At 74.8% G+C, this 20,921-nt stretch carries 19 protein-coding genes; 5 read left to right on the top strand and 14 right to left on the bottom strand.

The features are described 5' to 3' along the window. From HNP84_RS30345 to HNP84_RS30330, 4 genes are read right to left on the bottom strand one after another with little or no spacing between them, the layout of a single operon-like run. The gene (locus tag HNP84_RS30345) at positions 1–1,257 is read right to left on the bottom strand and encodes a glycosyltransferase (protein WP_185053345.1); all 1,257 of its coding nucleotides are present in this window, start codon (positions 1,255–1,257) and stop codon (positions 1–3) included. Positions 1,258–1,281: 24 nt separating this feature from the next. Next, positions 1,282–2,355, bottom strand: coding sequence for a glycosyltransferase family 9 protein (locus HNP84_RS30340; protein WP_185053481.1), 1,074 nt, complete (start codon positions 2,353–2,355; stop codon positions 1,282–1,284). A gap of 56 nt (positions 2,356–2,411) precedes the next feature. Then, positions 2,412–3,416 (bottom strand): glycosyltransferase family 2 protein, encoded by a 1,005-nt coding sequence (locus HNP84_RS30335; protein WP_185053344.1) that lies wholly within the window; start codon positions 3,414–3,416, stop codon positions 2,412–2,414. After that, positions 3,413–5,053, bottom strand: coding sequence for a carbamoyltransferase family protein (locus HNP84_RS30330; RefSeq protein ID WP_185053343.1), 1,641 nt, complete (start codon positions 5,051–5,053; stop codon positions 3,413–3,415). The genes HNP84_RS30335 and HNP84_RS30330 overlap by 4 nt, the downstream gene beginning before the upstream one ends. A 180-nt stretch (positions 5,054–5,233) precedes the next feature. Between HNP84_RS30330 and HNP84_RS30325 the strand changes: the two genes are divergently transcribed. Further along, a complete protein-coding gene (locus HNP84_RS30325; RefSeq protein WP_185053342.1) occupies positions 5,234–5,788 on the top strand; it encodes a D-glycero-alpha-D-manno-heptose-1,7-bisphosphate 7-phosphatase in 555 nt (184 codons plus the stop codon). Next, positions 5,785–6,741: a glycosyltransferase gene (locus HNP84_RS30320; RefSeq protein WP_185053341.1), complete on the top strand. Its 957-nt coding sequence runs from the start codon at positions 5,785–5,787 to the stop codon at positions 6,739–6,741. Before HNP84_RS30325 ends, HNP84_RS30320 begins: the two co-directional genes overlap by 4 nt. A gap of 26 nt (positions 6,742–6,767) precedes the next feature. On the opposite strand, the gene HNP84_RS30315 is transcribed toward HNP84_RS30320, so the two are convergent. Then, positions 6,768–6,959 carry a hypothetical protein gene (locus tag HNP84_RS30315; RefSeq protein WP_185053340.1) on the bottom strand — a complete coding sequence of 64 codons (192 nt, stop codon included), beginning with the start codon at positions 6,957–6,959 and terminating at the stop codon, positions 6,768–6,770. 881 nt (positions 6,960–7,840) lie between these two features. Next, the gene (locus tag HNP84_RS30310; protein ID WP_185053339.1) at positions 7,841–9,235 is read right to left on the bottom strand and encodes an MFS transporter; all 1,395 of its coding nucleotides are present in this window, start codon (positions 9,233–9,235) and stop codon (positions 7,841–7,843) included. A 153-nt stretch (positions 9,236–9,388) separates the two neighbouring features. Here HNP84_RS30310 and HNP84_RS56305 point away from each other — a divergent pair, with 153 nt between their 5' ends. Together HNP84_RS56305 and HNP84_RS30300 are read left to right on the top strand one after the other, a co-directional pair. Then, the gene (locus HNP84_RS56305) at positions 9,389–11,122 is read left to right on the top strand and encodes a winged helix-turn-helix transcriptional regulator (protein ID WP_185053338.1); all 1,734 of its coding nucleotides are present in this window, start codon (positions 9,389–9,391) and stop codon (positions 11,120–11,122) included. A gap of 392 nt (positions 11,123–11,514) precedes the next feature. Then, positions 11,515–12,576, top strand: coding sequence for a LacI family DNA-binding transcriptional regulator (locus HNP84_RS30300; RefSeq protein WP_185053337.1), 1,062 nt, complete (start codon positions 11,515–11,517; stop codon positions 12,574–12,576). A gap of 7 nt (positions 12,577–12,583) precedes the next feature. Here HNP84_RS30300 and HNP84_RS30295 read toward each other — a convergent pair whose 3' ends face one another. The 4 genes from HNP84_RS30295 to HNP84_RS30280 all read right to left on the bottom strand — a co-directional run bounded on the left by HNP84_RS30295 (position 12,584) and on the right by HNP84_RS30280 (position 15,978). Continuing rightward, a complete protein-coding gene (locus tag HNP84_RS30295) occupies positions 12,584–12,997 on the bottom strand; it encodes a hypothetical protein (RefSeq protein WP_185053336.1) in 414 nt (137 codons plus the stop codon). 21 nt (positions 12,998–13,018) lie between these two features. After that, positions 13,019–14,392, bottom strand: a complete 1,374-nt coding sequence (locus HNP84_RS30290) for a cytochrome P450 (protein WP_185053335.1) — start codon at positions 14,390–14,392, stop codon at positions 13,019–13,021. A gap of 60 nt (positions 14,393–14,452) precedes the next feature. Continuing rightward, complete coding sequence (locus tag HNP84_RS30285; protein ID WP_185053334.1) at positions 14,453–15,049, bottom strand: AAA family ATPase; 597 nt, start codon at positions 15,047–15,049, stop codon at positions 14,453–14,455. Positions 15,050–15,123: 74 nt separating this feature from the next. Further along, a complete protein-coding gene (locus HNP84_RS30280; protein WP_185053333.1) occupies positions 15,124–15,978 on the bottom strand; it encodes an AraC family transcriptional regulator in 855 nt (284 codons plus the stop codon). 71 nt (positions 15,979–16,049) lie between these two features. Here HNP84_RS30280 and HNP84_RS30275 point away from each other — a divergent pair, with 71 nt between their 5' ends. After that, entirely contained in the window at positions 16,050–16,865 is an 816-nt protein-coding gene (locus tag HNP84_RS30275) for a phytanoyl-CoA dioxygenase family protein (protein WP_185053332.1), read from the top strand. On the opposite strand, the gene HNP84_RS30270 is transcribed toward HNP84_RS30275, so the two are convergent. From HNP84_RS30270 to HNP84_RS30255, 4 genes are all read right to left on the bottom strand, one after another. Continuing rightward, positions 16,862–17,524 carry a potassium channel family protein gene (locus HNP84_RS30270; protein ID WP_185053331.1) on the bottom strand — a complete coding sequence of 221 codons (663 nt, stop codon included), beginning with the start codon at positions 17,522–17,524 and terminating at the stop codon, positions 16,862–16,864. The genes HNP84_RS30275 and HNP84_RS30270 overlap by 4 nt on opposite strands. Then, positions 17,517–18,905, bottom strand: a complete 1,389-nt coding sequence (locus HNP84_RS30265; protein ID WP_185053330.1) for a TrkH family potassium uptake protein — start codon at positions 18,903–18,905, stop codon at positions 17,517–17,519. The genes HNP84_RS30270 and HNP84_RS30265 overlap by 8 nt, the downstream gene beginning before the upstream one ends. A gap of 70 nt (positions 18,906–18,975) precedes the next feature. Continuing rightward, entirely contained in the window at positions 18,976–19,953 is a 978-nt protein-coding gene (locus HNP84_RS30260; RefSeq protein ID WP_185053329.1) for an FAD-dependent oxidoreductase, read from the bottom strand. 24 nt (positions 19,954–19,977) lie between these two features. Further along, positions 19,978–20,919, bottom strand: coding sequence for a D-2-hydroxyacid dehydrogenase family protein (locus HNP84_RS30255; protein ID WP_185053328.1), 942 nt, complete (start codon positions 20,917–20,919; stop codon positions 19,978–19,980). Positions 20,920–20,921: the final 2 nt, after the last annotated feature.

Below are 20,921 nucleotides of genomic sequence, written 5' to 3'. Positions count from 1 at the left end.
TCATCCCCCTCCCACCGGGCTGTGCGGCAGGTCTTCCGGCACCGCGACCCCGCCTCCGGCGCGGCGGCCGAGCCGGGCGCCCCGCCGGGCGGCGAGCACGTCGGCGTACACGGCCTCGGTCTGCGCGGCGACGGCGGGCCAGCCGTACCTGGTCTGGGCGCGGCGCTCGCCGGCCTTCTCCAGCGCGGCCCTGCGGTCGTCGTGCTCCAGCAGGTCGCGCAGGGCGCGGGCCAGCGCCCGCGGGCGGCGCGGCGGCACCAGCACGCCGCATCCGGCGACGGTGTCCAGGTGGCCGCCGACGGCCGAGGCCACGACGGGCAGGCCGCAGGCCATCGCCTCCAGCGGCACCATGCCGAACGGCTCGTACCACGGCACCGTCACCAGCACGTCGGCCGAGCGCATCAGGGCCGGCACGTCGGCCCTGGCGACGCTGCCGATCAGGCGCACCCGGTCGGCGATGCCGTACTTCTCGGCCAGGCCGCGCAGCCGCACCGCCTCCTCGTCGTGCACGGAGCCGCCCGCGATCAGCAGCTCGGCGTCGGGCAGCAGGCGCATGGCCTGGATCACGGTGTCCACGCCCTTGCGCGGCACCAGCCTGCCGATGCTGAGCACGCGGGCCCGCCCGCCGGGCGTCCTGTCCGGGGCCGCCGGCCCGTCGGGCCGGAACAGGTCGAGGTCCACCCCGCACGGCACCACCGAGATCCGCTCGGCGGGCACGCCCATGGCCAGCAGCTCGTTCACCTCGTCGGTGCAGGTGGCCACGATGGCGTCGGCGCGCCTGCCGATCTGGGTCTCCACCGCGATCCGCCGCGCCGGGCTGGTGTCGGCCCGGCCCTGCCAGCGCCGTTTGACCGTGCCGAGCGCGTGGAAGGTCTGCACCACGGGCACGCCGTGCCGCGGGGCGGCCATGAGCGCGGCCAGGCCGCTCATCCAGAAGTGCGCGTGCGCGATGTCCGGCGGGTCCAGCGACCAGCGGCGGGACAGATGCTCCCCGAACTCCGGCATGAACGGCAGCAGCTCGTCCTTGGGCAGCGGCCGGGCGGGTCCGGCGGGGACGTGCTCCACGGCCACGCCCGGCGCGAGCCGGGCGGCGTCCGGCTCGTCGTCGCCCGTCCGCCTGCTGAACACGGTCACCTCGTGGCCGCGCTCGGCGAGCGCCGTGGCGAGGGCGGCCACATGGACGTTCTGGCCGCCCGCGTCCACGCCGCCGACCGCGGCCAACGGGTTCGCATGTTCGGATATCAGGTGAATCCTCATGACATTGCCTCCTTTAGCCGCGGGCTAGCCGTGACGGGCCGCCGTGACGGACCGCTGTGTGGGCGCGGTCAGCTCCCGCACCGCCGCCACGACCTGCTCGGCGGTGACGCCGGCCAGGCACGGGTGCCCGGGTACCGGGCACACGCGGGCCCTGCTGGCCGCGCACGGCGCGCCCTGGTCCCCGAGCAGCACGCTCGGCACCCGGTACGGCGCCCAGCGCGCGGCCGGGACCACCGGCGCGAACAGCGAGACCACCGGCGTGCGTACGGCGGCGGCGAGATGTGCGGCCCCGGTGTTGGCCACCACCACGGCGCAGGCGCCGTCGAGGACCGCGCCCAGCTCCGCGAACGAGGTGAGGCCGCCCAGGTCCACGGCCTCGCCCCCGGCCACCGCGGCGGTGAGCGCGCGCTCGTCCGGGCCGCCGGTGACGACGACCCGGTAGCCCGCCGCGCGCAGCGCCCGCACCGCCTCGGCGCACCGCTCCGCCGGCCAGGCGCGGGCGGGCGCGGTGACGCCCGGATGCACCACCACGTAACCCGGCGGGCCGGTCAGGTGCCCGACCGGCGGCAGCGGGCGGCGTACGGCCAGGCGCAGATCGTCTCCCGGCTCGGGCGGGAACCCGGCCGCGGTGGCCAGGCCGAGCATCCGCTCCGGCTCGGGCACGTCGATCGACTCGTCCACCACGTGCCGGACGTCCAGCAGCGCGCCCGGGTAGTCACCGCTGATCGCGGCGATCCGCGCCACCCCGGCCAGGCGCAGCATCAGCGCCATCGGCAGGGCGGACTGGTGGAACGAGGTGAAGATCAGGGCGTTGTCGGGGGCGGCGCGGCGTACCAGGCCGAGCAGTTCGACCGCGCGCTCGCCGGTCATCGGCGGCCGGTCCGGGTCGATCCACGGGGTGCGCCATTCCAGCACCTCGTCCACGCCCGGCAGCAGCTCGGCCGCCGCGCGGCCTCCGGGCCCGGCCAGCAGCACGACGCGGCGGGAACGCGCCGCCACGGCCCGGATGGCCGGGCCGGCCAGCAGCACGTCACCCGCCCCGTCGGTCCGGACCACGAGCGTGGTGCCCGTGGCGCGGAACGGTGCGCCCGCGCCCATGGTCCGGAGCCCCGTGCCCGTCGCGCGGGCAGGTCCGGGTACGGCCGGAACCCCGCTCACCGCCTGCTCCGCAGCTCGCCCACCACACGCCACGTACAGGCCACCGGCGGAATCACCGTGCTGGTCAGCACCATCCGCCGGATCTCCTCCGGCGTACGCGGCCCCGGGGCGATGCGCTGCCAGGCGAACTCCGCGGTCAGTCCCAGCCACACCAGCGCCGGTGCCCAGGCCACTGCCCCTGCCCAGCGCGGCCCGGTTCTACACCTGTTCCGCCCGCCGGATATCCGGCGCGCCGCCCCCACGCCCGCGGCCGTCAGCGCGAGCAGGCCGGCGGCGGTGGTGACGGCGTGCCTGCGCAGCCGGGTGGGCGCGCCGCCGACGGCCGCCCGCCACCCCGGGCCGTGCACCCGGCGCATCAGCGCGTCGTCGGCGTTGCCCCGCTGGCGGCGCACGCTGGCCCACGGGCCCTCGTCTCGCACCGGGTGCCGGGTCACCCGCTCCCCCTTCACCAGCGAGAACCCGGCCGCCCGCACCCGCAGCGCCAGGTCGGCGTCCTCCCGGTAGGCGCGTGGAAAACGCTCGTCGAACCCCTCGGCCTTCTCCAGCGCGGTACGCCGGTAGGCCATGTCCGCGGTGATCCACTCCGACTCGGCCAGGCCCGCCACGTTGCGCTCGTCGTCGGTGGGCCGGCGCCCCTCGGGCAGCGGCACCTCCAGCCGTCCCTGGCTGCCGCCCACGTCGGCGGGCAGCCCGGCGAGGTCCCGGCGCAGCCTGTCCCACCAGGCGGGCCCCGGCACCACGTCGTCGTCCAGGAAGGCGATCCACGGCGTGCCGGCCGCGCGCCAGCCGACGTTGCGCGCCGCCGCCGGGCCGCGTCCCCCGGAGCGCAGCACGCGCACCCCGGGCGGCACGTCCAGCGGCTCGGGCGGGTCGCCGGGCCGGTCGTCCACCACGATCACGGCGTCGGGGCCGGGGCCGATGGCCTCCAGGGTGGCGGTCAGGCTCGCCCGCCCGACCGTCGGCACCACGACCGTCACGCCCTCTTCGGGGACGGCGCTCATCGGGCGAACACCTCCCCCCGCCGTACGACGTACGGGCCGATGACCAGCACGTCCACCGGGGCCGAGCCGAAGCACTCCAGCGCGTCGCGCGGGTCGTCCACCATGGGCCGCCCGGCCGTGTTCAGGCTGGTGTTGACCACCACCGGCAGGCCGGTGCGCCGCTCGAACTCGCGCAGCAGCCGGGCCAGCAGCGGCTCCTCGGCCTCCTCCACGGTCTGGACGCGGGCGGTGCCGTCCACGTGGACCACCGCCGGGATGCGCTCGCGCCAGGACGGGCGCACGTCGTGCACGAACAGCATGTACGGGCTGCGCGCCGGCCCCCGCTCGAAGATGTCGGCCGCCCGGCCGGCCAGCACCATGGGCGCGATCGGGCGGAACTGCTCGCGGCCCTTGACCGCGTTGAGCCGCTCGGTGTTGGCGGCGCGGCCCGGGTGGGCGAGCAGGGAACGGCGGCCGAGTGCGCGCGGGCCGTACTCGCTGCGGCCCTGGAACCAGGCCACGATCCGGTCGGCGGCCAGCTCGGCGGCCACGGCCGCGGCCAGGTCGCGCGGCCGGTCGTAGGGCACGCGGGCGACGTCCAGCCAGGCGGCCAGCTCCTCATCGCTCCAGCCCCGGCCCAGGTCGGCGCCCGTCATGGGCGCGGCAGGCTCGCCGTACGCGCGCGCCAGGTGCAGCGCCCCGCCGAGCGCGGTGCCGGAGTCGCCGGACGCGGGCTGGACCCACACGTCCTCGAAGGGGGTCTCGGCGAGCAGCCGGGTGTTGGCCACGCAGTTCAGCGCCACGCCGCCGGCCATCGTCAGGTACCGCTCGCCGGTGCGGCCGTGCAGCCAGCGGGCCAGGTCGAGCAGGACCTCCTCCAGCCGCACCTGGACGCTGGCTGCCAGGTCGGCGTGGTCGGCGGTCCACTCCTCGCCCTTGCGCAGCGGCTTGGCGTAGGAGGACCAGTCGATCGGCTCGACCCGGAACCCGCCGTCGCCGGTCGCGTAGATCAGCTCCCGCAGCTCGGCCAGGTGGCGCGGGGTGCCGTAGGACGCCAGCGCCATCACCTTGTACTCGTCGCTGGAGCGCAGGAAGCCCAGGTGCTCGGTGACCGCCTCGTACATCAACCCCAGGGAGTGCGGCAGCTCCTGCGCGGCCAGCACGGTCAGCTCACCGTCGCGGTAGTGCCCGGCGAGGTGCGAGTACGCCTCGCCGCGGCCGTCGCACACCAGCACCGCCGAGTCCCGGTACGGCGCCGCCAGCCCGGCGGACGCGGCGTGCGCCACGTGGTGCGGCACGTACCGCACCTGGGCCGGGTCCAGGCCGGGCAGCGCGGTGGCCAGGAAGGCGGGGGCACGCCGCGCGTACGTCGTGCGCAGGTCCTCCCACCGCTCGTCCAGGCCCGCCTGCCCGGGGCGCACCAGCGCCGGATCGTAGGAGTAGGCGACCGCGTCCAGATCCTCCGGCCGCAGGCCAGCCTCGGCCAGGCACCAGGCGGCGGCCTGCTCGGGCAGTTCCCATGCGGAGAAGGGGACCGGGCGCTTGCCGTGCTTGCGCCTGCTGAACCGCTCCTCCTCGGATGCCGCCACGATCCGCCCATCGACGACCAGGGCCGCCGCTGGATCATGGAATATGGCGTTGATCCCTAGAAAGCGCATCTGATCTCCCCCGCATATCCGGACATACCCGAATCGCTACCGAGAGAAGCGCTTCTCAAACGGGATGACCGAGAAATACCAGGTCGAAGGGGGAGGAGAGCGAAAAATGTAACGCAGAGTAGCGCTTCTCCTGGTCATAACCGGAGTTAACCGGCATCTCGGGCGGGTAGCTCCGGAGAGGTGACACCACACCCGAAGAGCGGACGGCCTGCGCGGAGGCGCAGGCCGTCCGCCGTCCTGTTCGACCGCGACGGGACGCTCGTGCGCGACGTCCCCTACAACGCCGACCCCGCCCTCGTGGAGCCGATGCCCGGGGCGCGCGAGGCGCTGGACCGGCTGCGCGCGGCCGGGCTGCCGATCGGGGTGGTGACCAACCAGTCCGGGGTCGCCAGGGGCCTCATCGCCGAGCCCGCGCTGCGCGCGGTCAACGCCCGGGTGGAGGAACTGCTCGGGCCGTTCGACGTCTGGGCCGTGTGCCCGCACGGCGAGGCCGACGGCTGCGCGTGCCGCAAGCCGCGTCCGGGCCTGGTCCTGCGCGCCGCGGCGGCCCTCGGGGTACGCCCGGCGGACTGCGTGGTGATCGGCGACATCGGCAGGGACATCGAGGCGGCGCGGGCCGCGGGGGCGCGGGGCATCCTCGTGCCCACCCCGGTGACGCTGCCCGCCGAGGTGGCGGCGGCGGAGGAGGCCGCGGACGATCTGGTGAGCGCGGTGGAGAGGGTGATGACGGGATGAGGATTCTGATCTGGCACGTGCACGGCTCGTGGACCACCTCGTTCGTGCACGGCCGGCACGACTACATCGTGCCGCTGACGCCCGACCGGGGCCCGGACGGGCGCGGGCGGGCCCGCACGTACCCGTGGCCGGACACCGTACGGGAGGTGCCCTTCGACCGGCTGCGTGATGAGGAGGTGGACGTCGCCGTACTGCAACGCCCGCACGAGATCGAGCTGCTCGGACGCTGGCTCGGCCGCCGGGTGCCCACGGTGTACGTCGAGCACAACACCCCCAAGGGCGACGTGCCGGCCACCCGCCACCCCCTCGCCGGCCGCGACGACATCCCCCTCGTGCACGTCACCCACTTCAACGCGCTGATGTGGGACTCCGGCCGTGCGCCGGTGCACGTGATCGAGCACGGGGTGCTCGACCCGGGCGAGCTCTACACCGGCGAGCTGGCCCGCGCGGGGGTGGTCGTCAACGAGCCGATACGCCGCACCCGCGTGGCGGGCACCGACCTGCTGCCCCGCTTCGCCGCCGCGATCCCGCTCGACGTGTACGGCATGAAGGTCACCGGCCTGCCCCAGCGGCTCGGCCTGCCCGGCATGGGCGCGTACGAGGACGTGCCACAGGCCCGGATGCACGCCGAACTGGCCCGGCGGCGCGTCTACCTGCACCCGTACCGGTGGACCTCCCTCGGCCTGTCGCTGATCGAGGCCATGACGCTCGGCATGCCCGTCGTGGCCCTGGCCACCACCGAGGCCACCGAGGCGGTCCCGCCAGAGGCCGGCGTGATCTCCACCCGCGTGGAAACCCTCACCGAGGCCCTGCGCGCCTTCGCCGCCGACCCGGACTACGCCCGCCAGTGCGGCAAATCCGCCCGCGCCGCGGCGCTGTCGCGCTACAGCCTGTCCCGCTTCCACTCTGACTGGGACGCCCTGCTGACAGAGGTGGCCGCCCGGCCCCGCTGATCCCCAGGAGGACCCATGCGGCCCCCTCAGACCCCCTGAGGCCGCGGGTCCAGATGGTCGGCGGCGCTCCGCAGGGTCCCCGCGAGCACCCGCCGAGCCCGCGCCATACGCACCGGCCGCACCACATGCGGCACCACCGGAGCATCGGGGAACGCCGAGTACAGCCCGGCCCGATGCCGCATCGCCACGTCGTAGACGAACACCTGAAGCGGCTCCATGACGCAACACTCCTTTCTTAATCGATTAAGACCTTAATCGATTAAGAACCAAGATCACAACCCCACCCCCACCAGCGCGGGCCCGGCCCACCCCCCCTTCTCCCGCCACCGCCCCCCGCCACCGCTCCCTCTCCGGCCCGTCGGCCCGATCCGCCCGCCCAAGCCGCCCCACCGGCCCGGCCGCCTGCCCCGACCGCCGAGACGGTCACGGAACCTCCGGCCCTGCCCGACCAGGCCCACCGGGCACGCCGGTCCACCGGCTCCCCGCCCAGGGCGGGGCGGGGGAGTGGGGCCGGCGACATCGTCCCCGCCCCCGCCCTGCGGTGGGGGAGACGCGCCCGCGGCCCCGCCGGGCCGCCAGCGACGCGGCCGGGCCGCCTGCCCTCGACCGCCGAGACGGTGACGGAACCTCGGCCCTGCCCGACCGGGCCCACCGGCCACGCCGGTCCACCGGCCCCCGCCCAGGGCGGGGTGCGGTGGGGGAGAGGCCCAGCGGCCCCGCCGGGCCGCCAGCGACGTGCCCGCCCCAGCGCACCCGGCGAGGCCCGCCCTGGCACTGGCCTCGCCCGATCGGGGGCTGGGCCCACCAGCCGCCGCGCAGGGCGAGGCGGGGTGGGAGCGGCACCATGCGCCCGCCGACCTGGCCACACCGGTCCACCCGCCCAGGGCGGGGTGGGGTGAGGCGGGGAGAGCGGCGCCAGCGACCCCGCCGAGCCGGCAGCGGCGTCCCCGGCCCTGGGCGGCGCACCCGGCGAAGGCTGGCCCTGGGCCGGCCGCACCCCGGCCCTGGGCGGCCCGCCTCTGCCCCGGGCCGGCACCAACCACTCACGGCGGATTGAGCAGACGGCCAGCAGGCAGCTTGGGCCCCGGATCTCCCCTCCTCATCTGGCGGTGTCCGGGGCCGGTCGAGGGGGGTGGCGCAGGCCGGTGGCCATGACCGCGGCGCCCAGCAGGGCTGCGGCCAGTGGTACGAGCAGGCCGGCGCGGTAGCCGGACAGCAGGGCCTCCTGTGTCGCCGGGCCGGGCCCAGGGCCGGCGGCGGCGTTGACCGCGGCCACGGCCGCGAGCCCCAGGGCCGCGCCGAACTGGAAGGAGGTGTTCAGCAGCCCGCCGGCGAGCCCCTGTTCGCGCGGGGCGATCCCGTCCGTGGCCGCGATGGTGAGCGGCCCGTACGCCAGCGCGAACGCCACGCCGGTGAGGATCATGGTGGGGAACATCGCCGCGTACCCCCAGTCGGGCGCAAGGGGGAGGAACAGCGCGTACGCCGTCGCCGCCGAGCACATACCGGCGAAGATCACCCTGGTGGTGCCGAATCGGGCCACGAGCAGGGGCGTCACGGTGGGCGCCAGCACCGCGTCCGCGCCCACGGCCAGCATCGCCAGCCCGGTCTGCAGCGGGGACCAGCCGCGCGCCTCCTGCAAGTAGAGCACTGCGATGAACTGGAAGCCGAAGTAGCCGCCCGTGAGCAGGATCGCGCCCAGGTTGGCGCGCACCAGCGGCACCGAGCGCAGGATGCCCAGGCGGACCAGCGGCGAGGCCGAGCGCCGCTCGATCGCGACGAAGGCGGCCAGCAGCGCGAGCCCGGCGGCGAGCGCCGCGGCCATCGTCCACCCGCCCAGCGCGGGCGCCTCGACCACGGCGAAGACCAGCATCATCATGGCGGCGGTCACCGTGACCGCGCCCGCCATGTCGAAGCCGCCGTCCGTACGCTCCGGACGGCCGGTGTCCGGGACGAGCCAGATCGCGGCCAGGAGGATCGCCAGGGCCACGATCACCGGGGCGAAGAAGACCCAGCGCCAGCCGATCGCGGTCAGCCCTCCGCCGACGACGAGGCCGAGCGAGAATCCGGCCGCCGACGTACCGGCGTAGATCAGCAGCGCCCGGTCCCGGCGCGGGCCCTCCGGGATCGCGGTGGTGATCAGCGACAGGCCGGCCGGGGTGAGGAAGGCGGCGCCGACGCCGGTGACGAAGCGGGCCAGCACGAGCACCCAGCCCTCCTCCGCCAGCCCGCCCAGGCCGGAGAACAGCACGAACACGGCCAGCCAGAACAGGAACATCCTGCGCCGGCCCAGCAGATCGGCGGCCCGGCCGCCCAGCAGCATGAAGCCGCCGTAACCGAGCACGTAGGCGCTGACCACCCATTGCAGTGAGGCGGTGGACATGCCCAGCTCGGCCTGGATCGACGGCAGGGCGACGCCCATCATCGACACGTCGATGCCCTCAAGGAAGATCGCGCCGCACAGCACGATCAGCATGCCCCATGCGCGCCCGTCCATCCGCTCGGCGCTCCTCACGGAGGCACGCGCGGGGGCAGGGGAGGTCGGCAAGACGGACTCCTCAAGTGATGTCGGGATTCGGGGAGAGTACGGAGGCCGGCCTTCCGGTTCTCTCTTGTAACCAAAGGCATCCTCCGGCACCATTGGTTTCCGATGGAAGAAGGCACTTCGAAGTCACCGGGTGCCCGCGCGGACACCGGCGCCGGCCGCCCCCCGCTCATCGACCCCGACTACCTGTACGAGGCGCAGCAGTGGGACACCCGCCAGGACTGCGAGGTGCGCCAGATCCTCGACCGGGTGGCCGACAAGTGGTCCCTGCTCGTCATCGCCCTGCTCGACCGGCGCACCCTCCGCTTCACCGAGCTGCGCCGCACGATCGACGGCATCAGCCAGCGCATGCTCACCGTGACGCTGCGCCAGCTCGAACGCGACGGGCTCGTCCGCCGCACGGTCCACCCTGTCGTGCCGCCCCGCGTCGAGTACTCGCTCACCCCGCTCGGGGTCACCTTGCACGCCACCATCCAGTCCCTGGTCACCTGGACCGAGCGGCACCAGCACGAGATCGCCGCCGCCCGCGCCGCGTACGACACCGGCGCCCCGCCACCGTTCCCGGAACCCGAACTTCCCGAGAACGCGCATTCCCAGAACATCGACTTCCGAGAATCGGAGCCGATACCGGACCACCAAGCCCGAGGCGGGGGTCACAGAGACGGGGATCACAGAGACGGGGATCACAGAGACGAGCGTCGCAGAGGCGCGCAGCCGACCCCGCTGCCCGAACCCTTCTCCGGTGTGCTCGACGCCTACGCCGCCGCCCTGCGCCAGGCGCCCCTGTCGTCCGACACCACCAGGACGTACCTGTCGCGCGTGCGCATGTTCCTGTCCTGGCTCGCCGCACACCCCGCCCAGTACGCGGCCCCCGCCTCGGGCACGGTGCGGGGGTCCGGCGTGGAGTCCGGGACGGATGTGGTCGGGGGCTCCGGTGTGGTCCCCGCGTCGGGCGTGCGGGGATCGGGCGGGGTGCCGGGGCTTGGTGTGGTCGGCTCCTCTGGTGTCGTCGGCACGTCTGGAGTGGTGCAGAGGTCCGGCGTGGTGTCGGGGGCCGATGTGGTCGGCTCCTCTGGCGTGGTGGCCGCGTCGGGCGCGGTGCCCGCGTCTGGCGTCGTCTCCGCCTCCCGCGTCCTCCCCGCGCCGGGCGCGCCCAGCGACCGGGGTGAACCGGCCGGCTCCGGTGTGCTCGCCGGTCGCGACCTGCCCAACGGTTCACACGTTTCGGCCCGTGCTCACGTTCCGCCACGTGCTGACCTGCCGGCCGTGCTGCGGGATCGGGCGGTGCGCGGCTACCGGGCGTACCTGCTGGAGGAGGCCCGGCGCTCACCTCGCTACGTCAACAACGCCCTGGCCGCTCTCGACGACTTCTACACCCGCCTCGGCCCCGGTCCGGCGGAGGTGACGCGTGTCGAGATCCCGCCGTCCGCACCGGCTTCGGCGTTCCCCGGGCCCGGGGACGTGACCCGGTTGCTGCGCGTGATCGAGGCACGCCCTCACCCGCGCGACCGTGCGCTGGCGCTGCTGCCCTTCCACACCGGCCTGCGCGCCTCCGACGTGGTCGCCCTGGACGTGACCGACGTACGCCTGCCGCCCGACGGGGGCAGCGAGACCCTGGGAACGCTCACCGTACGCGGCAGGACGGGCGTGCGCGAGATCGTCCTCGGTCCCGCACTGCACGCCCCGCTGCGCGAGTGGCTCCACGAACGCGCGGGCTGGGCGGGGGCGGCGAACTCGCCCGCGTTGTTCCTCAACCGCCGCGGTGGCCGCCTGAGTGCCAAGACCGCCTCCCGCATCATCGCCGAGATCGCCGCCGAAGCCGGCCTCCCCACTCCCTGACCGCCCGCCTCCCCGCGCAGGGCGTCCCCCGGCCGTCCGGGCGCAGGACCGTCTCCGGGCCCACCCGGCCACCCCGGGCGCCGGGTCACCCCGGCCCACCCGGCCTCGCGCGATGGGCCGTCCCCGGGCCAGCCTGCCCCGTGGCCGCCTGCCCCCTCCACACGATGCCGGCGCTGCGTCGGGTGCCCCCGCTCCGCGACCCCCCGCGTCGCTCCCCATGCCTCCGCGTCCCGCGCACCGGCGTGTGCCCGCGCTTGGCGCGAGGCAGTGGGAGGGCGTCGAGTTCGCGTAGGTTCCGGCACCCCGTCCCATACCACCTTGCGCGAGATCCGCGTGATCGCGTGTGCGTGCGTTCGGTGGTGAGGAGGGGCGGGGGGCAATAGATTCGGAATGTGAGCGGGCGTGGGAAACGGGTCACGTTGCAGACCATCGCGGATCGGGTGGGGGTTTCGCGGGCCACGGTCTCGTACGCCTTCTCCCGGCCCGATCAGCTCAGTGAGAAGCTGCGGGCCGAGATTCTGAAGGTCGCGGGGGAGCTGGGGTATGCCGGGCCCGATGCGACGGCGCGGTCGTTGCGGTTGCGGCGGGCCGGGGCGCTGGGGTTGTTGTTCACCGAGACGCTGAACTACGCGTTCGGTGATCCGTACTCGATCGGGCTGTTGCAGGGGATGGCGGCGGCGGTGGAGGACGCCGGGGTGGGGTTGTTGATCCTGCCGTTGCTCACCGGTGACGGGCATGCCGAGACGGTGCGGGGGGCCGTGGTGGACGGGTTCTGCGTGTACTCGCTGCCCGACGGGCATCCCGCGCTGGAGGAGGTGCTGCGGCGGGGGTTGCCGGCCGTGGCGGTGGACGAGCCGTACCTGCCGGGGTATCCGCTGATCGGGATCGATGAGATGGCGGCGGCGGGCGACGCGGCGCGGCATGTGCTGGGGCTGGGGCACCGGCGGCTCGGGGTGATCATCACGGGGTTGTACCACCAGGCGCGTACCGGGTGGGCGGACGTCGAGCGGCAGGAGCGGGGGCCGTTCCAGGCGCGGCGGACCAGGATCGCCGGGTATCGGGCCGCGGCCGAGGGGGCGGGGATCGACTGGGCGGGCGTGCCGGTGTACGAGGTGGTGCGCAACACGCGGGAGTCGGGGCGGGAGGCGGCGCACGAGTTGCTGCGGCGCGAGCCGCGGCCCACCGCGGTGCTCACCGTAACCGACCGGCTGGCGCTGGGGGTGCTCGACGCCGCAGCCGATCTCGGGTTGCGAGTGCCGGAGGATCTGTCGGTGGTGGGGTTCTCCGACAGCGAGGCGGCGCAGGGCGGGCTGACCACGATCCGCCAGCCCAAGGAGGAGATCGGCAAGACGGCCGGGCGGCTGCTGCTGTCGGGGCGGCCGTTGCCGGAGGAGCGGCTGGTGATGCCGTACGAGCTGGTCGTGCGGGCCTCCACCGGCCCTGCGGGCGGGTAGCGACCGCTCAGCGGTCGTCGGGGGTGCCGGCGAGGTCGCGGGCGGCCTCGGCCTCGGCCGCGCTGAGGCCGATCTGCCCGGTACGCCCCCGCCCGCCGGCCTGTTCGTCGATCCAGCGGGTGTGCGCCTCCCAGGCCGACTGCTTGGTGGTGCCGAGGGCGGCCCCGATCTGGGACCAGGACGCGCCCGCCTCGCGGGCCGTCCTGACCGCGAGCTGCCGCCCGTACGCCGCCTTGCGGGCCAGCAGTTCGCCGAGGGCGAGCAGCTCCAGCGCCTCCTGCTTGGTCAGCGGGGGCGCGGCGTGCCCGTCGGGCTCGTCGCCGGGGCGCGGGGCGAGCAGGTCGCGCATGCGCAGCTCGTCGTAGCGGGCCGCGGCGGTGAGCAGCGTGTGCTGCCGGTCGAGCTCGTCCGGTGTGAACATGCCCCCAGCATGCACGTCAGATCACCCTGACGTCAAGTCGCCCTGACGGAAGCGCAGCGCGAAGGGGTTCAGCGAGTGCGGCAGCGGGCGATCCGGCGACAGCGCGGGCGGGGACACCAGGGTGTGCTCGTGCCGTTCCAGCAGTGTGGCCAGCAGCTCGGCGGTGAGCATCAGCACCAGCTCCCGGCCCGCGCACCTCGCCGGGCCCGTGCTGAACGGCACGATCGAGCGCCGCTCGGCCGCCGCGCCGTCGAGCCAGATCTCCGGGGCGAACCGGTCGGCGAACGGGTCGGCGTCGCGGTCGCGGTTGACGAAGGAGCTGAAGACCAGGAACGGGGTCCCGGCCGGCACGGCGGCGCCGTCCCAGGTGGTCTCGGACGTGCTGTCGCGCAGGATCGCCAGCGTCGTCGGCCACAGCCGGACCGACTCCAGGACGCAGGCGCGCAGGAACGGCCGCTCGGGCGGCGGCGCCGCGGCCATCGCGGCGGCGGCGAAGGTGCCGCCGCCGGGTTCCGCGGCGACCCCGGCGGCGGCGCGCGACTCCGCGCGGGCGCGGGCCAGATGCCCGGGGTGGGTCGCCAGCAGCGCCAGCGCCCGGTACGCCGCGATGCCCGCCGCGTCGAACGCGAACAGCCAGTGCGGCACCTGCCCCGCGGGCCGTACGTGGGCCGGCACGGGCAGGTCGGCGAGCATCCCGGCCAGGCTGCCGGGCTCGGCGCGGTCGAGATGCGCCCTGAGCAGCCCGGTGAACCGGGCGTAGGCCGCCTCCCGCCTCGGCCGCAGGTACGCCCAGTTGGCGTCGTCGCGCAGCCGGGCCAGCAGCCTGGTCAGCTCCTCGTCGTCGCGCGCCCCGTCGCCCAGAACGACCCGACGCACCGCCCGCCACCACACGGCCGCGAAATCGGCCCAGGTCAGGGTGTCGCCGTCCAGCAGGGCGCCCGCCTCCTCGCGCACCTTGGCCGCGAGCGCCCCCGCCAGCGGGTGCATCGCCCTGCCGGTCGCCAGGACCTCCTCGTTGAACCGGCGCCGCTCCGCCCGCAGCTCATTCGGCGAGATCAGCAGCACGTCCGGGCCGAAGTGCGCCAGCGCGGCCCGCTTCTCCCGGTTGGCCACCGCGAACGGCTCGGGCGAGCCGTCGAGCACCCGCACCACGTCCTCGGGGGACAGCGGGAACACGATGGGCCGCAGCGGCAGCGGAAGCTGCACCGGCCCTCCGCCGTACGCCCGGCGCATGCGGCCCAGCAGCCGCACCGCCCGCGCGTCCAGCCTCAGCTTCTCCGTCAGGGCGACCATCGCCGGCCGGCGCCTGATGACCCCCTGGGCCAGCATCGGCGCCACGACCCCGGCGAGCAGCCGCGCGCCGTCGCGTACGGACACCTTGCGCACCCGTCCCATCCGCCCCTCCCTCGACCGGCGTACGGGCGAGCGCCTACCCGGCAGGGGCGGCGGTACACGTCAGGGGCCGTCGAAGTGGATGGCCCGCAGCCGGTCGGCGCTCGCCCGGGTGAGGATGACGACGGACTCGGCCGGAGGCAACGACCCGGAGCGGGCCTGGGCCATGACCCGGTTCCAGCGGCGGCGGTGCCGGGCGAAGGCCGGGGCGGCCACGACCCGGCCCCGGTCACGCTGCCCGCGCAGGGCGGTGTCGGCGTCGACGTCGAGCAGGATCAGGTGGGCCTGGGCGCCGGCCCTGCGGGCCAGCCAGGACAGGCCGTACAGGATGTGCGGCCAGGTGCCGCGGGTGTGGGCGATCACGGCGTGGCCGCGCAGCAGCTCCCTGACGATGCGCCACACGTGGGTGGTGTGCACGATCGGGGTGCGCAGCCGGGGGTTGATCGGGCGGAGGTAGCGCGACCACCAGTTGCGCGACTGCCGCGAGTCGATCACGCGTACGTCGCCCGCCCGCACCGGCTCGGTCTCGGTGCCGGTGAGCCGGTAGAGACGGTCGAGCAGGGTGCTCTTGCCCGCGCCGGGCAGGCCGGCGAGGAGCACCAGCGACCCGGGGGGGTAGCGCAGGTCTTCCAGGTCCTGGGTGGCCGGCGTACCGGTCATCGGGCACCTCGCACGGGGAGAATCCATTTGCCCCCATCATGCGTCCTCCCACCGACAATCGCGTCACGGACGGTTCATCCACCGGACGCCCGGCGCCGGTACTCGGTCGGGGTCAGCCCGGCCAGGGCGCGGAACCGGCGCGCGAAATACGTGGGATCGTCCCAGCCGACGGCGGCGCCGACCCGGGCCGCGGGCAGCGTCGTGGTGGCGAGCAGCGCGGCGGCCCGCTCGGCGCGCACCCGCGCCAGGTACGCCAGCGGCGGCAGCCCGGTGTGCCGCCGGAACAGCCGCCCGAGGTGCCCCGGGTCGAGGCTGACCCGCCCGGCCAGCTCGGCCAGCGTCCACGGGTGGGCGGGCTGCAGCTCCAGCGCGGCGAGGGTGGCCCGTACGGCCGGGTGGGGCGCGGACGCGCCGGTCACCGGCCGCTCCGGCAGCGCGTCGGCGATCGTGCCGAGAACGGTCAGCAGCCTCCCCATGATCCGCGCCCCCGAGGTTACGGGTCCGGCGGCGAGGCGGGCGATCTCCTCGATCGCGTCCGCCGCGGCGGCCGGGTCGATCCGGGTGACCAGTACGCCGTGCGCCCCCGGCGCCATCGGCGCGGTCCACAGCAGGTGGCGCAGGGCCGGGATGTCGTGCAGCACCGCCAGTTCGGCGCGCAGCGCGCCGGCCGAGACGCAGCAGTTGGCCACGGTCAGGCCGCGGCAGCCGGTGAAGCCGTGCCAGGCGCCGGGGCGCAGCACGATCACCTCGCCCTCGCGCACCGCCCGCTCGCCCCGGCTGGTCACGTGACCGCCGGAGCCGGGGCCGACCACGGCCACCTCCAGGAAGTCGTGACCGTGCGGCTCGACCTCGCCGGTCAGGGCGTGCACGGCGGCGGACACCGGGCCGCCGCCGAAGACGTCGCTCTCGCGCAGGGTGGACGTCCGCATGCGCGGATCGTACGATCCCGCGCCGGGATCGGACTAGCCCCGCGGCGGGCCGGGACCGCACGCTGGTACCCATGACGAACAGCCAGATCAGCCAGTCCAGCCCGGAGATCGGCCCCCAGAGCAGCCCCGAGATCGGTGCCCGGATCAGTGACCGGGACCTGCCGGACCACCTCGTCGCGGCGTACCGGGAGCACGGATTCGTCCGAGTCCGCGGCGTGCTCGACCCCGAGGAGGTCGAGCGGTTCCGGGCCGGGGCGGAGGCGTTCCTCGCCGCGCACCGCGCCGAGAGCATCGGCGGGGAGGTGTTCCGCCAGCTCGTCAACGTCTGGCGGCGCGACCCCGTCGTACGCGAGCTGACCCTGCACCCCCGCCTCGCCCGGATCGCCGAGCGCCTGGCGGGCGTCCCGCTGCGCATCTGGCACGACCACATGCTGGTCAAGGAGCCGCACAGCGACACGCCCACCGAGTTCCACCAGGACCAGCCGTACTGGCCGCACACGGGCGGGCGGCACGCGCTGTCGGCGTGGATCGCGCTGGTGGACGTGCCGCCGGAGCGCGGCTGCATGACGTTCCTGCCCGGCACCCAGCACCTGACCGGCCTGCGCCCGCAGGACCTGCGCGACGAGGAGGACCTGTTCCGGCTCGACCCGTCGCTGCGCTGGCTGCCCCGGGTGACGGTCCCGCTGCGCGCCGGCGACTGCACCTTCCACCACAGCTTCACCGGGCACATGGCGCTGCCCAACCGGACCGACCTGGCCCGCCTGGCGCACGTCGTCATCTACATGGACGCCGAGACGGCCTACAGCGGCGCCCCGCACCCGGTCACCGACCCGCTCGGCCTGGCCCCCGGCGCGCGGCTCGACGGGCCGGAGTTCCCCCGTCCCTAGGGGAGTTCGGCGAAGCGCTCGACCTTCTCGGTGGGGCCGGAGACCACGATGATGTCGCCGTAGTTCAGCACGGTCTCGGCGCTGGCGTAGGTGAACTCCTCGCCCTTGGCCTTGACCGCGACGATCGTCACGCCGTACTTGCGGCGCAGGCCCGACTCGCCGAGCGGCACGCCGACGAAGTCGCGCGGCGCGAGGGTCTTGACCAGGGCGAAGTCCGGATCGACCTGGAGGAAGTCCAGCATCCGGCCGCTGACCATGTGGGCCACCCGCTCGCCCATGTCGTGCTCGGGCTGCACGACATGGGTGGCGCCGATGCGGCTGAGGATCTGGGCGTGCTGGCGGCTGACCGCCTTGGCCCAGATGTCGTCGATCTCCAGCTCCACCAGCAGGGACGTGGTCAGGATGCTGGCCTCGATGTCGCTGCCGATCGCGACGACGGCGCGGTAGAAGTCGGGCACGCCGAGCTGGCGCAGCGCCTCGATGTCGGTGGAGTCGGCGACCGCGATCTGGGTGATGTGCCCGGAAAGGCTCTGCACGATCTTGGGCCGGTTGTCGATGGCCAGCACCTCAGTGCCGCGCCGGACCAGCTCCAGGGCGAGGGAGCTGCCGAAGCGCCCCAGGCCGATCACGACCACCGGGTCGCTGGACTTGTCAGCCAACGATCACACGCTCCTCGGGGAGTTCGTAGCGCCGGGTGCGCTCCTTCAACGCCAGCGCCGAGCCAAGTGTCAGTGGTCCTATCCTGCCCACGAACATGAGCAGTACGAGCAGCGCCTGCCCTGCGGGCGGCCCCTCGGCCGTCACGCCGATGCTCAGCCCGGTGGTGGTGGCCGCGGAGATCACCTCGAACAGCACCTCGTCCAGGCTGTGCGGGGTGAGCACCATCAGCAGGTACGTGGACAGCGCGACCAGGCCGGCGCTGATCACGGTGACCGCCACAGCCTGGCGCTGCGCGGCCTCGGGCAGGCGGCGGTGGCCGATGTTCACCCGGGTCTCGCCGCGCAGCTCGGCCCAGATCACGAAGGCGAGCAGGCCGAGCGTGGTCACCTTGATGCCGCCCGCGGTGCCCGCGCTGCCGCCGCCGATGAACATCAGCGCGTCGGTGACCAGCCAGCTCGACGGGTACATCTGGGCGATGTCGATCGTGTTCAGCCCGGCCGAGCGCGGCATGACGGCGGTGAAGAACGCCGCGAGCAGCTTGCCCGAGCCGTCCAGCGGGCCGAGCGTGGCGGGGTTGTGCCACTCGGTGATCAGGAACACCAGCGTGCCGGCCGCCAGCAGCGCCAGGCTGACCCCGACCGTGATCCGGGTCAGCACCGTCCACCTGGACGGCCTGCGCCAGGCGCGGGCCAGCTCGAAGGCCACCGGGAAGCCCAGGCCGCCCGCGATCACGCCCAGGGCCACCGGCAGGCAGATCCACGGGTCGCTCACGAACCGCACCAGGCTGTCCGGCCACAGCGCGAAGCCCGCGTTGTTGAAGGCCGAGATGGAGTGGAACACGCCGTAGTACAGCGCCCGGCCGGGCGGGAAGTCGTACTCGGTGGCGAAGCGGATCGTGAGCACCGTGGCCAGCACGGTCTCGCAGGCCGCACTGAACAGCACCACGTCGCGCAGCACCCGCCGCGGGCCGGCGGTGTAGGCCATGGCGCTCTCGGCCTGGGCCGCGAGCCGGGCGCGCAGCCCCACCCGGCCGGCCACGAGCAGCGTGAACAGCGTGGCCAGGGTCATGATGCCGAGGCCGCCGATCTGGACCAGCACGATGATCACGGTCTCGCCGAACAGCGACCAGTGGGCCTCGGTGTCCACCAGCGCGAGCCCGGTCACGCACACGGCGGACGTGGCGGTGAACAGCGCCTCGATCGGGCCGGTGGAGCGGCCGTCGGTGGTGGCGAACGGCAGCGACAGCAGCGCGGTGCCCAGGGCGATGGCGACCGCGAACGCGGTGACCACCACCTGGCCGGGCCGGTGGAAGCGGTCGAGCAGGCCGGGGGCGCGCCGCGTGCGGCTGGTCAGCCTGTGCCTGCGGCCCCCCGGCCCCATCGGTCCTCCGCGCTGGACGAAGTCGGTGTCGAATGCGGAAATCCGTCTGGCCGGGTCCGCAGCGGCCAACCTACCAAGCGGAGGGCGCGCCCGTGGCCCGCGGTCGGCCGCCCGACAGCACCATCTCGGTCACCTCGGCCGCGCAGCCCCACGACATGCTCACCCCCACCGAGCCATGGCCGTAGTTGTGGATCACACGGGCGCCGGCGACGGCCTCCTCCTCCACCCGGATGACGGGCCGGGACGGGCGCAGGCCCACCTCCACGGCGAGCACCCGGGCCGTGCCCAGGCGGGGCTCGATCTCGGCGCAGCGGCGCAGGATGTCCTCGGTCTGCTGCGGGTCGGGCGTCTTACGCCAGTCGTCGGCGGTCGCGGTGCCGCCCAGGACGACCCGGTCGCGGTGCGGCATGTACCCGGTCCACTCGGTCTCCGCGCCGCCCTCGTAGAAGAAGTCGTGCAGGCCGGGGTTCTCCACCACGACGTGCTGGCCGCGTACGGGCCGGACCTCGGGGTCGGCGGCGAGCTGGCGGGCGCCGAGCCCGCTGCAGTTGACCACCACCGGCGCCTCGGCCGCCGCCTCGTCCAGCCCGGCCACCGGCCGCACCTCGATCCGGCCGCCCTCCTCGGCCAGCAGGTCCACCAGGTACGCCAGGTAGGGCGGCATGCTCACCAGCGGCGAGGAGATCCAGAACGCCACCGGGAAGCCCGCCGACTCCTCCGGGGTGCACGGCCGGAAGCCGGGCAGCCGCTCCGCCCACGGCGGGATGCCCTCGCCCATCCGGCTCACCAGCCGGCCCATCGCGATCCGCACCCCGGTGCGCGCGTCGCCGGCCAGCTTGGCGAACTCCTCCAGCCCGATGCGCTGCCAGCGGCGGGCCGCCTCGACCGGCTCGGCGAACACCGGGCCGCCGGCCATGGCGCCGGCCACCGCGGACGTGGTCAGCCGCGGCGGCTCGGCGGTGCGCACCAGCACCGACAACCCGGCACGCGCCAGGGACACCGCCGTGGTAAGGCCGATCACGCCCGCCCCGATGACCAGCACGTCCATACGATCACCTCCAGGGGACGCGCGCTACGTCAGCACCCGCACCGGCGAACCGGCGAGGTAGGCCGCGATGTCCTCGACGGCCTCGCGGTAGAAGACGGCGTAGTTGTTCTCGGTGACGTAGCCGAGGTGCGGCGTGGCCAGCACGTTGGGCAGCGAGCGGAACGGGTGGCCCGGCGGCAGCGGCTCGGCGTCGAACACGTCCAGCCCGGCGCCCGCGATGCGGCCCCGCGCCAGGGCGTCGATCAGCGCGTCCTGGTCCACGATCGCGGCCCGGGAGGTGTTGACCAGGTACGCGGTGGGCCGCATCAGCGCCAGCTCCGCGGCTCCGATCAGGCCCCGGGTGCGCTCGCCGAGCACCAGGTGGATCGAGACGAAGTCGGCGCCTGCCAGCAGCTCGCCCAGCGACCCGCACCGGCGTACGCCCTGCGCCTCGGCCCGCTCGCGGGTCAGGTTGTGGCTCCACGCGGTCACGTCCATGCCGAAGGCCAGCCCCACCCGGGCCACCTGGCTGCCGATCTTGCCCAGCCCGACCAGCCCGAGCGTGCGCCCGTGCAGGCCGGTGCCGATCGTGCTCTGCCATCCGCCCGCGCGGACGTTCTCGCTCTCGGTCACGATGTGCCGGGCCAGGCCCAGGATCAGCGCCCAGGTCAGCTCGGCGGGCGGGGTGCCGGCGCCGCCGGTGCCGCAGACGGTCACGCCGTGGTCGCGGGCCGCCGCCAGGTCCACGGAGGCGTTGCGCATGCCGGTGGTGACCAGCAGCCGCAGCTTGGGCAGCCGTTCGAACACCCCGCGCGGGAACGGGGTGCGCTCCCGCATGATCACCACGATCTCGAACTCGGCCAGTGCGCGCGTCAGCTCCGCGGGACCGGCGAACGGCTCGCGGAAGCTCGTCGCCTCGACCGGCGACCAGTCGGCCATGGCCAGCGCGACGCCCTGGTAGTCGTCGAGTACGGCACAGCGCACCATGC

Origin of the sequence: Thermocatellispora tengchongensis, assembly GCF_014202315.1 — a bacterium.
In the GTDB taxonomy this organism is placed as follows: domain Bacteria; phylum Actinomycetota; class Actinomycetes; order Streptosporangiales; family Streptosporangiaceae; genus Thermocatellispora; species Thermocatellispora tengchongensis.
The sequence above is the reverse complement of the archived record's forward strand: the minus strand, read 5'-3'. Positions and strand labels throughout refer to the sequence as shown.